The sequence below is a fragment of the Streptomyces sp. NPDC005070 genome (assembly GCF_053600395.1).
On record NZ_JBSFZS010000020.1, the window covers coordinates 26004 to 38447 of the forward strand.

Consider the following 12444-nt stretch of genomic DNA (forward strand, 5'->3'; position numbering starts at 1 on the left):
GGGTGCCTCGTGCGGTTTGCCGGGCCGGCGCTCCGGATCCCGGATGTGGGTGGGTTGCGGTTGTGGACGCCGGGGGTGCTTACCTGCCGCCGTTGTACGGGCCGTCGCTGCTGCTGCCGCCTCGGCGGCCACGGCCTCCACCGGAGACCTGGCGCAGCGCGGGGCGGACGTCCACGAAGAAGACGATCGTGGCGACCAGACCCGCGAGCTGGAGGAAGAGCATCGGCACCAGCAGGTTCACCGCCACGGTGACGCCGAGGATGATCAGCCAGAACATCTTGTTCTGCTTGTCGGCGGCGCGGTAGGCGTCCTCGCGGGCGATCCCGGCCAGCACCAGCGCCACCACGGCGAGCACGAGCATGGCTGTGAAGATCAGCCACATCAGACCGCCGAATGCCGTCATCAGCACAATGTCCACCGCCCGGTTCGAGTCGTCTCTACGGCCACCGTACCCGGAGAACGGGCCGGGAACTCGGAGAGTGCCCGGCCCGTCCGCGCACGGCGGAATCGTGGTGCTTCGCTCGCCTACTTCGCGGGCGGAGTCGTCTTCTTGGCGACCGGCTTGCGCAGCGGGGCCTTCTTCGCCGGGCTCTTCTTGGAGGGGGCGTCCTCGGCGGCGGCCGCCGGCTTCTCCTCTTCCTTGACCTCGACCGGCTCGGCCTTCGGCTCGACGGCGATGGCGAAGTCCTCGATCTCCTCGGCGGCCTCGCCGCGCCAGGTCCGCACGGTCTGCTCGCCGTGCTCGGCGACCTTCTCGTACGTCTCGCGCGCCTTGACGGCGTACTCGGCGGCGACGCCGACACCGCGCAGGGCGAGGTCCTGGGCGGACTCGCCGAGCTTCTTCAGGTCGGTGTCGAGGGTGCTGAGGATCTCCGTCACCTTGGCCTGCAGGTTCTCCTGCGCCACCTTGGCGCGGGCGGTGGCCTTCTCCTGGACGGCGTTGGGGTCGATGTTCTTCACGGTGTCGATCCGGCCCGGGGCCTCGGCGCGGATCTGCTCCACGATGCCGGGGACCTTCTTCGCCTGCTGAACTGCCAGGTCGGCGGTGCCGGCGAGGAAGTAGAGCGGGGTCGGGTCCGTGGCGGCCTTGCGGATGTCGTCGGTGATGGCCATGACGATGGTCCTCCCGTAATCGCTTTCAGCTGAGGGTTTGGTGATCCGCATGCGGTCAGCTCGCGCTCTGCTGCGGACCGGCATCGCTGCCGTCGGCCGTGCGGGGGCCGCGGACGGCGGTGTCCTGTGGAGGCTGGGCGTCCGGTATGTCCTGAGTCTCGGGTGCGTCGGTGCCGTGCACCTCGCCGCCGTGACCGGCCTCGTCCGCCGGCGCGATCTCGAATCCGTTCTCCTTGCGGAAGGACTCGTAGACCTGGAGCAGCACTTGCTTCTGCCGCTCGTTCAGCGTGGGATCGGCGAGGATGACGGCACGCGTCTCCACCTCGTCCCGGTCCCGCTCGGCGTCGAGGATGCCGGCTCGCACATACAGCGTCTCGGCGGAGATCCGCAGGGCCTTGGCGACCTGCTGGAGCACCTCCGCGCTCGGCTTGCGCAGCCCGCGCTCGATCTGGCTCAGATACGGATTGGACACCCCGGCGGCGTCGGCGAGCTGCCGCAGCGACAACTGCGCGGTGCGCCGCTGTTCCCGCAGATACTCACCGAGATTGCCGACGTTGAGCGATGCCATGCCCCCACCTTGCCTCATTGCCGCTAACTATTGCAAGCACCTGCTTGCAAAAGTGCGCCACGCCACGAGGACGTGACCCCACGGCTGATCGCGACGGCGCCGGTACAACTGTTCGACCTCTGCGCCTGTCTGGTGTTCGGGACCTGCGACCCGCAATTCACCGTGCGTCTCCGCCACTTCAACCCAGAGGTATCCGTATGCTCCGCTCCCGTCCCAGCCTCCGCACACTCCGCCGGGCCGTCGGCGTCATCGGCGCCGGGGCGCTGATCAGCTTGGGAAGCGCTCCCTGCGCCGTGGCCGACGGTTCCGGGACCGGGCTGGAGCTGGGGAACATCGCACCGATCAGCGGAGTGACGCCGGGGAGCACCTTCGAGTCGCCGATCACCTTCGGCACCACGGGCACCAAGGCGCTGGAGAAGGTCTGGCTGTCGTACTACGTCACCCAGGGGTTGGATTTCGCCGACGTGCCCTCGAACTGCGTGCGGTGGAACATCAACTCGTACGACGAGTTGCCGGCCAGAACCCTGCTGACCTGCGAGTTCGACCAGGCCGTCGAGCCGGGTGTCGTCTACGCGCCCGAGAAACTGACCCTCAAGGTCCTCGACCGGGCGCTGTACGACCAGTTCGACATCGCCATCAAGAGCTACGACGACGGCGGCGACGAATTCGCCCACGAGCCCGTGCGCGGAACCGGTCCCGCGGCACGGCTGGTGGAGCGGCCCGGCTCCGTTCTGTCCGGCGGCGGCTCGGGGGACCACGCCGAGGCCCGGGTGCGGGTGAACGCGGCGAACACGGCCGACTTCCAGGTGTCGGGAACGGAGCTGAAGTGCCGGGTCGGGGACACGGTCGACGCCCGGGTGAAGTTCACCAACGCCGGCCCCGGGTGGGTGCTGGACCAACCGGGTCCTCCGGTGACGACCAGGGTCCTGATCAAGATTCCCGCGGGTACGACCGCGGTCAAGGGACTCGGGCATTGCGAGACCCCGGCAGCCGGAACCTACTCCTGCCACGTCGCGCAGGGCTGGGTGGAGGCGGGCAAGGTGAACACCTACTCATTCCGGTTGAAGACCGACAAGGTGGTGCCGGGAGCCAAGGGGGCGGTGGCCCTCAGTGCCGAACCCCGCCCGTACGACGTGAACAAGGCGAACGACAAGGCCGACATCCTGCTCCACGTCGAGGGCGGCGGTTCGACGGGCGGGACCGGCTCGGCCGGCGGTTCGGGTTCCACCGGCGGGAGCGGCTCCACGGGTGGTTCGGGTTCCACCGGAGGAGGCGGGACCACGGGGGGATCCGGGAGCACAGGGGGATCCGGGAGCACGGGCGGTGGAGCGAACGTCACCGGCGGTTCGGGGAGCGCCACCACCGGCGGTGACCTCGCCGCCACCGGATCCGGCCCGGCGCTGTCCCTCGCGGGTGCCTCGGCCGCAGCCGTGGCCGCCGGTGCGGGCGCGGTCCTGTTCGTACGGCGCCGCGCGGCCCGGCAGTAGTGCGGGGCGGGCGCGCCTGAGGCCAGCGCACCCAGCACGGCTTGGGCGGCCTGAGCGGCCTGGGCGGGGCACCGGCCGTCGGTCTGTCCCGCTCAGGCCGTGGGCCTCGCGGTCTTCCTCGACGGCCGCCGCCGTCCTGGTGAACCGGCCGAATCGCCGGGCCGCGGGAACGGCCGCGGGGTCACCAGGGCAGCGGGCGGGTGTGGATCACGTCCAGGCGGGACACCGCGCGGGTCAGCACCACGTAGAGCCGGTGCAGGCCCCGCGCCTCGGCCTCCGCCATCGCCGCCGGTTCCACGGCCACCACATGGTCGTACTCAAGGCCCTTGGCCAGACTCGCGGGCAGCACCGCGATCCGGGCGCCGAGTTCGTCGACTCCGGCGACGCTCATCCCGGCGTCGCACAGCGCGTCCCGCACCTTCGCGACATCGGCGTCGGCGGCGATGACCCCGATGGACCCCTCGTGCGCGAGCGCCTCCCGTACGGCCGCGACGGTCTCGGCCGAGAGGTCGGTGGCCGGCCGGATCCTCAACTCGCCGTCCCTGCGCAGGGACCGGGCCGGAGGCACGCCCACGTCCAGGCGGTCCAGCACTCGGTTGGCGAGTTCGACGACGGCTCCGGGCACCCGGAAGCCGACCGTCAGCGGGACGACGGCGGCATCCGGTTTGCCCAGATGCGCCAGGAGTTCGTCCCACTCCCGCGCCGCCCAGGGAGTCGTGCCCTGCGCGAGGTCCCCGAGCACGGTCAGCGACCCGAAGGGGGCCCGTCGCGCGATGGCCCGGCACTCCATCGGCGACAGGTCCTGCGCCTCGTCGATCACCAAGTGACCGTATCCCTCGGGGTGTTCGATCAGCCCGGCGATCTCGTCGAGCAGGACGAGATCGGCGGCCGACCAGCGCGCCGACTTCCACGACCGAGGCGGCTTCGCCCACAGAAGCGCCTTCCGCTCCTCGGCGTCGAGGATCCCGTCGGCCACCCGCTCCAGCGCCTCGGCGTCGGTGAGCAGACGGGCGAGCAGCTCCTCGGGGCGCACCCGCGGCCACACCGCGTCGACGTACGCGCCGACCGGCCTGGCCCGCGAGATCCGCTGGGCCCAGGCGTTCGTCTGCGGCCCGCCCCGCAGCTCCGCCTTCTGCCGCACATGGCGCACGACCCGCGTCCGCACCCGCTCCCGGCCCACGTCGTACGGCGGTTCCTCGGCTCGTACGTCGTCCACGATGCGGCGCAGCACGGCGACGGGGACACGCCAGCGGTAGGTGCCGTCCGGCACCGCCAGGTCGTCGTCCGGTACGCCGATGTTCCCGTACAGCGCCCGGCGCAGCACCCGCGCCATCCGGGCGTCGTGCTTGACGACCGCGGCACGTTCGCCGTCCTCCCCGGTCACCGGACGGCGGGCGATCTCCTCCCCGATGGTCGACTGGCGCACACCGGTCTCCCCGAGCGCGGGCAGGACCTCCGCGATGTACGACAGGAAGGTGCGGTTGGGGCCGAGGATCAGCAGCCCGCCGCGCCGGACGCGCTGCGGATGCGTGTAGAGGAGATAGGCGGCCCGGTGCAGGCCGACGGCCGTCTTGCCGGTGCCCGGGGCGCCCTGCACACAGACCGAGGCCGCCGGATCGGCTCGTACGAGATCGTCCTGTTCGGGCTGGATGGTGGCGGCGATGTCCCGCATGGGGCCGACGCGGGGGCGCTCGATCTCCTCGGTGAGGATCGAGCCTCCCTGAGCGGCCTCGTCCCCCACGCTCCCGGCGCCGGCCGCCTCCAGCGGGGGCGGGCCCGGTGACGGCCGCTCCACCCCGATGGGTTCGTCCTCGAGGCCCGTGAGGTCGGCGGAGTCGCCGCGGCTGCCGGGGGCCCAGCCGAACCGGCGGCGGACGGCCACTCCCTGGGGGTCGCGGGCGCCGGCCTGGTAGAAGGCGCGTGAGACGGGGGCCCGCCAGTCGACGACGAGGGGCGGGGCGGCGGGGTGTTCCCTGATCCGCAGCCGCCCGATGTGATAGCTCTGCCCGGCGTGATCGCCTGCCGCCGCCGCGGAGTCCTGGAAGTCCAGGCGGCCGAAGAACAGGGGGCCTTGGGGCAGCTCCCGCATCTCCTTGGCCCGGCTGCGCAGCCGGTACCCGAGCACTTCGGCGTCGGCCCCGGACGCGGAGACGTCCTCGCCGGTGACGACCTGTTCCTCGGCGCCGTCGACCATCGCGGCGAGGGCGGCACGACAGGTGTCGTGAAAGGCGCGTTCGCGGGAGAGGGAACGGGAAAGGGAGCGGGCGGGCGGCAGGTCCGGGGCAGGCCGTCGGGTGGGGTCGGATGGCGTCATTCCATCCAGGGTACCGGAGTAACGTAACCGAGTAACATTTTTAACCAGGGAATGCTTTCGGGGCAGGGCGGGCCCGCCCGAGTGAGCGGGTCAGGCCAGCCCGGGACATCCGGCCGCGAGCTGCGCGAAGGCCCGCTCGGCGGCCGCCACCGCGTCCGGCCGTACGGCGGCCACGCTCTCCCCCTCCGCGATCCGCCGCAGGTTCTCCTCGGCGAGGATGCGGCGCACGGCCGTGATCTGTCCGGCGGCGAGCCGTGCGTCGAGCCCGGCGCCCAGCGGCTCCGCGAGGGCCTCGGCGAGCGCGGCCTCGGACCGCTCCAGGTACCCGTACATCCGTGCCACCAGCGAGGGCGTCCCGTAGAGCAGCCGGTGGAAGGCGAGAACGCCGGGATGTTCGTTGAGCCCGGTGACGGGGTCCTCCCGGCGCAGTCCGTCCAGGAAGTGCTCGCGGAGCGCGTCGATCGCGGACCGCCCGGCCGCCCTGCCCTCCTCGACGACCCGCGCGGCCTCGGTCTCGTGGTCCGCGAACCGGTGCAGGACCAGGTCCTCCTTGGACGGGAAGTACCGGAACAGCGTCGGCTTGGAGATCTCGGCGGCGGCCGCGACCTCGGCGACGGACACCGCGTCGAACCCCTTCTCCAGGAACAGGCCGATGGCGGTGTCGGAGACGGACTGGTACATCCGTCGCCTTTTGCGTTCGCGCAGTCCGGTGTCACTCATGGTCACGAGCCTACGCATGGCCGGGAGCTGGTGACTGAGTCACGGCCGGCGCTTGTCGCCGACCGGCGTGTAGCTCTTGAAGTACCACTTCTCGAGCGAGGTCGTGACGTCCTCCACGGTCGGCGACTCGATCCCCAGCGGTTCCGTCGCGGCGTGCAGCACCCGCTGCAGGCCGCCGCCCGCACGGACCAGGAGGCGCTCGTCGACCTCCGGCTCCTCAGTCAGCGACAGAGCCGTCCGGATGACGTCGGTGAAGACGGACTGCGCCCGCTTGTAGGCGAGCAGCTTGGGCAGGTCCGTCTCCCAGCCGGCCGAGCTGCCGGGGGCGACGCCCTCGACGGTCTCGCACCACCGCTCGATCATGCGGTCTTCCTGATCCTCCGGATACCGCATCAGGTAGAGGTGGGTGGCCAGGTCGTAGAGCGGGTCGCCGAACATCGCCAGCTCCCAGTCGATCGTCCAGAGCCGGCCCACTCCGTCGACCACGAAATTCTCGCGGTGCAGATCGGCGTGCAGCAGACAGAAAGGGCGAGGGGTCAGTCCCGACACATGCCGACGAAGGCTTCCGAAGGAACCGGCGCGCAGATTCAGGTCGCGGAACAGGCCGTCGAACTTGCGCATATTCCGCTGGTACACCCGCCTCTCCGTGAACAGGACGAGCCGCTCCAAAAACCCGGCGGTATCACCTTCGGCCGCCCGGTCGTCGGACGTGCATGTCCGCTCCGCGGCCAGGGAATCGGGCTTCACGAGGGCCAACTGCCCGAAAAGGGAAACGATTTGTCCGAAGAGGGACGAAGGGATCTGGCTGCCGGATCCGTACCGCGCCCCCAGCGTCTCACCCTCGATGAACCGCTGGAGGCGGGTGGGGGCCACCTCGATGAGGTCGGGGATACCCGCGATGCGCCCCTGCAGCGCACCGAGCACTTCCTCCTCGGACGCGAAACAGCGCCGGTCGAACCACAGCAGCCCGGGTCTCGGTTCCCGGCACTTCCAGCGGACCTGTTCGCCCGGCAGCGGAACGACATACGTCTCGTGGTGGTAGCCGTGGAGTGGTCCTTCGACCGCTGCCTCGTCGCCACTCACCTCAACGGCTCGTCGCCAAGCCAAAGAAGCCGATTCGAGTGCCATTGACCGCTCTCACGTGACCGCAAACCGATGAGAAAAGAGGAGAGAAACGTACTCCTCAGCTCCTCGTAAATGGGCATAGTTCCAGAAGACCCGCTGTACATACCGCTGATCCGCCGAGCGGACGGACGAGCCGGATCCGGAAAGCGGCCGCTGAGCAGCGAGTACGCCACCGTGGGCCACGATGCGACCTCTTTCCGGTTCACACGGTCGGGGCACAGGACGCGCTCAGTGCTGACCCCACAAAGCCCGCAGCACCGTCTTCATGGACGTCACCACATGCTCGGCCCCGGCGTCCCGGAGCTGCTTCTCCTTGTCCTCGTGACGCGCGTAGCCGAGGAACGGAACCCCGGCCCGCTGGGCCGCGTACAGGTCCGAGGGGGCGTCGCCGATCATGAGCGCCTTCGACGGCTCCGCGCCGAGGGCCTTCAGAGCCCGGTTCAGGCAGTCGGGGTCCGGCTTGAGGTGGTGCAGGTCCTGGGTGCGGCCGTAGATGTGGGGTGCGAAGCATTCGGCCAGGCCACGATTCTCCAGGTAACGGGCGGCCGTGCGGGGCGAGTTGTTGGTGGTGATCGCCAGCCGGGCGCCGACGGCCCGCCAGGTCCGTATCACCGCGTCGGCGTACTCGGTGGGCCAGGCCTTGGCCACCGCCTTCAGCTCCTGCTGGGTGAACCGCGCCTCCAGCTCGGCCACCAGGTCACTGCGCGGACGCCGCCGGTCGACCGCGTGCAGGACCACCAGCGGATCGGGGTGTTCACGCTCCTCCGAGGTCAACAGGCCGCGCATCCCCTGTCGTTCGAGCCAGTCGACCAGATCCCTGGCCACCTTCTCGGCAGCGTGCCCCGCGTACAGCCGGCAGACCGGCCCGTCGAAGTCGAAGAGCACGCAGCGCGCTTGGGTGATCGTGTCCCGCAGGTTCTCCGTCTGTGTCGCCACCGCATCAGTCTGCGTCGTATCAGAAGTCACTAGTTGAGTTTCAGGTCCGAGGTGATGGTTTCCCAGAGGGCGTTGAACCACTTCTGGGACTCGTCCACGAAGGCGGTGTCCCGCGCGCCGGACCGCTTCTCGAAGGAGAAGAGCAGGGACTCGGTGCCGAGGGTGTCGTACATGTCCAGCGTCTCGTCGGCAGAGATCTCCTCCTCCCTCCTGGCGATCATGTAATAGGCGATCAGCGCCTCCGTCCCGTTCAGCAGGTACAGCTTCACCGGCGGCGTGAAGGGCAGGGCGCGGAAGGTCACATGGACCTCGATGCCGTGCGAGGAGCGCAGGGACTGGAGGTTGTGGCGCAGGACGTGGCCCTGGGCGTTGCGCTGCTCCAGCCAGCGCCTGTGGACCGGGTCGTCGTCGCCTCGGTCGTCGACGGAGATGGGGAACGCCAGGTTGATCTCCCGGCTGGGCAGCAGGATCCGGGCGTCGATCCGCTCCGGGCGGATCCTTCCGTCGTGGATCTGGCGCACCGGCTCGCTGAGCGCCAGCATCAGCGTCTCCGCGGTGAGACAGGCCGCGTCGATCCGCACATGGGGGACGGAGAACGCCTCGGTGAGACGCGGGGCGAGGCCCACCATGGTCGGCTGCGGTCCGTTGCGGCTGGGAGTGACCTGCGCGATCCGTGGCGGACTGCCCTTGCTGACGTTGCTGAGCAGGCCGCCTTCCTGGAGCTCGCGCAGGGCGAGGCGGACCGTGCCGCGCTCGACGCCGAACTCGTCGGCCAGTTCCGCCTGGGTGGGCAGACGGTCGCCGGCCTTCAGCTCGCCGGTGCGGATGCGCTCCCGCAGGACCTCGGCGATCTCCTGGGGCGAAAGCCTTCTGCTGCTGTCACTCACCACAACGTTCTCCTGAGTCACGACCAAACGGTACAACTCTCTCCCATCTTTGGGGAGTTACTCGAAAGTTGTTTATGGACAGTTACCAAGTGGGGACAACCTAACCAGAGTTGGTTACCAACTTGGCCAAGATGGCGGAAGTTTTGCCTCCTCTCACCCATCCACGGCACCCAGCACCCCCAGCAGGTCACCGAAGAGAAGCAGGAGGAACCACCATGCCCGCCATCGCCCTCCTCTCCGCCGTCTTCGTCGTCGGCTTCGAGCAACTCGTCCAATGGCAGTACGGACCGACGGGCATCGTCGGTCTGCTGCTGCTCACCATCGGGATCAAGGCGAAGAACCCCACGTGCAGCTCCATCGGAGCCGTCGTCCTGGCCCTGCTGGTGGCGGGACCGGCCGTCAGTTCGTGATCAGTGGTTCCGAACTGATCGTCTCCCACAACGCGTTGAACCAGAGGTGGGACTGTTCCACGAACGTGGTGTCCCGCAGTCCCACCCCCTGCCCGAAGGGGAACAGCATCGACTGCGTGCCCTCGGCGTCGTACATCTCCAGGTATTCGTGGTCGATCTCCTCGCCCCGCCGCGCCAGCGTGTAGTACGCGAAGAGCGCCTCCGCCTCGTTGAGGAGGTAGAGCTTCACGGGCGGGGTGAAGGGCAGCGCGCGGAAGGAAACCCGCACGTCGACGGAGTGTGTGGCCCGCAGCGCCAGCAGGTTGTGCCGCAGCACCTGCACCTGGGCATTGCGCTGGGCCAGCCAGCGACGCCGCGGGCGGTCGTCCGCCATGCCGTCGACCGGCGCGGGAAACGCGAGGTCGATGTCGCGGCTGGGAAGCAGCACCCGGACGTCGACCCTGGCCGGTTTTATGCGTCCCGCGTGAATCTCGCGCAACGGCTCGCCCATGGCGAGGGTGAGCGACACCGCGGTCAGACACAGCGCGTCGATCGCCACGTGCGGGACCTCGAAGGCCGCCGTGATCCGCGGGGCGAGCGCCACCATGGTCGACTGCGGCCGCACCTGTGGCCCGGTCAGAGCTCTCTCGGGATGGTCCGCGACCGTCGCCGGGCTCCCCTTGGACACGTTGACGAGCAGGTGCTCCGACTGAAGGATGCGCAGCGCCTGGCGCACCGCGCCGCGCTCGACGCCGAACTCGTCGGCCAGTCTGGCCTGGGTCGGCATGCGCTGGCCAGCCCGCAGCTCACCGGACCTGATCCGGCTGCGCAGCTCGTCGGCCACCTCGCGGTGTGACCTCGGCGGCCGTGGTGACCTGTTCCGTCCGTTGGCGACGGCATGCTTCGGCTCCACAACCAGAACACTACAACTTCCCGCCATCTTTGGGCAGTTGCCGGATAGGTGGTTATGAGTCGTCCCAACACGGAGATAAGTAACAGTGAGTTGGTCGCCAACTTGCACAACATGGTCAAACTTCCGGAGGGTTGGCCGCCGAAGTTCCACCTGGACGCCGGGTGGCCGGGCGGACGGTCCTCAGCGGGGGTCCGCCTCCCCGTCCCGAAGGAGGGACCGTCATGCCGCTCGTCGCCCTCGCCGTCGCCGCCCTGGCCATCGGATTCGAGCAACTCATCCAGTGGGAGTACGGGCCGATGGGCATCATCGCGTTCGTCGCGCTGTCCGTCGGGCTCAAGGCCCGGAACACCACCGTCAGCGGCATCGGGGCCGTGATCCTCGTGATGCTGCTCGCCCAGTCCGGCTGAGCGGACGACACCGTCCGCCAGTCCGGCTGACCGCGCTCCCCTCCGGAGGGGAGCCGGGAGCACGGTCAGTCAGCACCACACAACTGAATCGCTACGGATCGGCAGTCGCAGCAACCGCCCGCCACCCGCACGGAAGGAGAACGCCCCTACAGGCACCCACCGTTCAGAAGATGTCCGGGCACCACGGTCGCCTGGACGTCCGCAGCAGGGCGTCGGCCAGAGCGGCGGCGCCCTCTTGCCGTTCCCGGACGCGGCCCAGCGCCGCAAGCCGCACCGCGGACTCGTCCCCGAGCCACAGCGTCGCCAGATCGGCGATGGACAGCGACAGGTCCGCCTCCTCGGTGACCGGCTCGCAGGTCGCCGTACCGTCCGGGGCGGCCTGGAGCCGGTAGCGGCCTCCGTCCGGTCCGCTCTCGTCCCTCACGTCCAGCACGAGCGTCCCGGCGGTGCCGTACGTCCGCGCCTCCAGAGCCCGTACGACATCCAGGATCCGCACCCAGAGCCAGTCCGTCTGGCCGGTGATGCGGGCGCCGCGCGGGTCCGGGAGGAACTGCGGCAGCAGGTCGTCGGGCGCGCGCCGGCCGGTCTTGACCCGGGTGATCCAGTCGATGGAGCAGAGGTAGTTCCACAGGGCGCGCTCGGCCGCCGTCGTCACCGCGAGCAGCCACCTCACCTCCGCCGTGTTGTGGGGCTGGTTGGAGTCTCCCCAGTCGTCGTCCGCGGTGTAGGAGACAAGGCCCTCGATCTCGCCCGATGCCGAGCGGTAGGCGGCGTAGAACGGCTCCTTCCAGGGGAAGCCGGCGAACCTCAGCAGGCCGGTGTTCATCTGCCACCAGCGGGCGTCGCGGTTGATCATGCCGGGCCGGCCGCGCCGGAGCCGTTCGTGCAGTTCGGGTCCCGCCTTGCGGACCTCCTCGGCGTCCAGGAGGTCGATACGGCCGCCGTCGGCCGGGCCCGCCCAGCGCGGGTCGAGACCGGTGCGCGGTACGTCGACGGTCCACTCGGTGGAGGTGGTGGCCGGGCCGAAGCCGAACCGGCCGTAGATCGGGTACTCGGCGGCGATGAGGGTCGCGACGACGTCGCCCCGCTCCCTCGCCGCCGCCAGGTCGGCCGTCATCATGCGGGTGAGCAGGCCCCGGCGCCGGTGTGTGGGAGAGACGGTCACGTTCGAGATGGCGTCCGCGGGGACGGCCGCCCCGCCGACCGCGGTGACCTCCTGCGGGAACGACCGGAACGTCGCCACACAGCGGGAGCCGTCGAACGCGCCCAGGGTCCTCCCCGGGATGAACGCCGATCTGCGGTTCTCGACGTCCTCGTCCGAGACGGCCGGCTCCTGCAGGAACCCCGTTTTCACGGCGCGCAGCCAGTCCCGCAGGTCGGGGGCGGTGATCGGCCGTACGTCGATCGCGTCGGCGTCGGCGGCCGCGCCCGTGCCTCCGGCGGCTTTGGCGTCCTGGGCGGCGAGAGCTTCGTGCGGGGTCATGAAGCCACGCTAGGCGGACCCCGGCCGGGGTGTCGCGCGGATTTCCGCACGGCCCCTCCCGGCCGGTCCTGGCCGTCCCCACCCGGATCCCCGGGTCACAAA

13 protein-coding genes are annotated in these 12444 nt (G+C 70.1%); 3 read left to right on the top strand and 10 right to left on the bottom strand.

Annotated features, from left to right (window positions below):
• Positions 1-79: 79 nt before the first annotated feature.
• From ACWEBX_RS09780 to ACWEBX_RS09790, 3 genes are all read right to left on the bottom strand, one after another.
• Positions 80-409 (bottom strand): DUF2516 family protein, encoded by a 330-nt coding sequence (locus tag ACWEBX_RS09780; protein ID WP_451884430.1) that lies wholly within the window; start codon positions 407-409, stop codon positions 80-82.
• A 116-nt stretch (positions 410-525) separates the two neighbouring features.
• Positions 526-1113: a hypothetical protein gene (locus ACWEBX_RS09785; protein ID WP_451884380.1), complete on the bottom strand. Its 588-nt coding sequence runs from the start codon at positions 1111-1113 to the stop codon at positions 526-528.
• 55 nt (positions 1114-1168) lie between these two features.
• Complete coding sequence (locus tag ACWEBX_RS09790) at positions 1169-1681, bottom strand: helix-turn-helix domain-containing protein (RefSeq protein WP_451884381.1); 513 nt, start codon at positions 1679-1681, stop codon at positions 1169-1171.
• Positions 1682-1878: 197 nt separating this feature from the next.
• Here ACWEBX_RS09790 and ACWEBX_RS09795 point away from each other — a divergent pair, with 197 nt between their 5' ends.
• Positions 1879-3168 (top strand): hypothetical protein, encoded by a 1290-nt coding sequence (locus ACWEBX_RS09795; protein ID WP_451884382.1) that lies wholly within the window; start codon positions 1879-1881, stop codon positions 3166-3168.
• 181 nt (positions 3169-3349) lie between these two features.
• Here the strand turns inward: ACWEBX_RS09795 and ACWEBX_RS09800 are convergent, their stop codons facing one another.
• From ACWEBX_RS09800 to ACWEBX_RS09820, 5 genes are all read right to left on the bottom strand, one after another.
• Positions 3350-5482, bottom strand: coding sequence for a HelD family protein (locus ACWEBX_RS09800; RefSeq protein ID WP_451884383.1), 2133 nt, complete (start codon positions 5480-5482; stop codon positions 3350-3352).
• A gap of 90 nt (positions 5483-5572) precedes the next feature.
• Entirely contained in the window at positions 5573-6202 is a 630-nt protein-coding gene (locus ACWEBX_RS09805) for a TetR/AcrR family transcriptional regulator (RefSeq protein ID WP_451884384.1), read from the bottom strand.
• A 39-nt stretch (positions 6203-6241) separates the two neighbouring features.
• Complete coding sequence (locus ACWEBX_RS09810; protein WP_451884385.1) at positions 6242-7285, bottom strand: phosphotransferase; 1044 nt, start codon at positions 7283-7285, stop codon at positions 6242-6244.
• A 270-nt stretch (positions 7286-7555) separates the two neighbouring features.
• Entirely contained in the window at positions 7556-8293 is a 738-nt protein-coding gene (locus tag ACWEBX_RS09815) for an HAD family hydrolase (RefSeq protein WP_451884386.1), read from the bottom strand.
• Positions 8293-9177 carry a GntR family transcriptional regulator gene (locus ACWEBX_RS09820; RefSeq protein ID WP_451884387.1) on the bottom strand — a complete coding sequence of 295 codons (885 nt, stop codon included), beginning with the start codon at positions 9175-9177 and terminating at the stop codon, positions 8293-8295. Before ACWEBX_RS09820 ends, ACWEBX_RS09815 begins: the two co-directional genes overlap by 1 nt.
• Before the next feature lie 188 nt (positions 9178-9365).
• Between ACWEBX_RS09820 and ACWEBX_RS09825 the strand changes: the two genes are divergently transcribed.
• Complete coding sequence (locus ACWEBX_RS09825) at positions 9366-9560, top strand: hypothetical protein (protein ID WP_382792264.1); 195 nt, start codon at positions 9366-9368, stop codon at positions 9558-9560.
• Here ACWEBX_RS09825 and ACWEBX_RS09830 read toward each other — a convergent pair.
• Entirely contained in the window at positions 9550-10383 is an 834-nt protein-coding gene (locus ACWEBX_RS09830; RefSeq protein ID WP_451884388.1) for a winged helix-turn-helix domain-containing protein, read from the bottom strand. The two genes, ACWEBX_RS09825 and ACWEBX_RS09830, sit on opposite strands and share 11 nt — an antisense overlap.
• Before the next feature lie 290 nt (positions 10384-10673).
• On the opposite strand from ACWEBX_RS09830, the gene ACWEBX_RS09835 reads away from it, so the two are divergent.
• Positions 10674-10859 (top strand): hypothetical protein, encoded by a 186-nt coding sequence (locus tag ACWEBX_RS09835; protein ID WP_037622368.1) that lies wholly within the window; start codon positions 10674-10676, stop codon positions 10857-10859.
• Positions 10860-11022: 163 nt separating this feature from the next.
• On the opposite strand, the gene ACWEBX_RS09840 is transcribed toward ACWEBX_RS09835, so the two are convergent.
• Positions 11023-12342, bottom strand: a complete 1320-nt coding sequence (locus ACWEBX_RS09840) for a GNAT family N-acetyltransferase (protein ID WP_451884389.1) — start codon at positions 12340-12342, stop codon at positions 11023-11025.
• Positions 12343-12444 lie beyond the last annotated feature (102 nt).

Coding starts and splice junctions, on each gene's coding strand:
- ACWEBX_RS09785 (WP_451884380.1), bottom strand. CDS start 1,113: ATGGCCATCACCGACGACATCCGCAAGGCCGCCACGGACCCGACCCCG.
- ACWEBX_RS09790 (WP_451884381.1), bottom strand. CDS start 1,681: ATGGCATCGCTCAACGTCGGCAATCTCGGTGAGTATCTGCGGGAACAG.
- ACWEBX_RS09795 (WP_451884382.1), top strand. CDS start 1,879: ATGCTCCGCTCCCGTCCCAGCCTCCGCACACTCCGCCGGGCCGTCGGC.
- ACWEBX_RS09800 (WP_451884383.1), bottom strand. CDS start 5,482: ATGACGCCATCCGACCCCACCCGACGGCCTGCCCCGGACCTGCCGCCC.
- ACWEBX_RS09805 (WP_451884384.1), bottom strand. CDS start 6,202: ATGAGTGACACCGGACTGCGCGAACGCAAAAGGCGACGGATGTACCAG.
- ACWEBX_RS09825 (WP_382792264.1), top strand. CDS start 9,366: ATGCCCGCCATCGCCCTCCTCTCCGCCGTCTTCGTCGTCGGCTTCGAG.
- ACWEBX_RS09835 (WP_037622368.1), top strand. CDS start 10,674: ATGCCGCTCGTCGCCCTCGCCGTCGCCGCCCTGGCCATCGGATTCGAG.
- ACWEBX_RS09840 (WP_451884389.1), bottom strand. CDS start 12,342: ATGACCCCGCACGAAGCTCTCGCCGCCCAGGACGCCAAAGCCGCCGGA.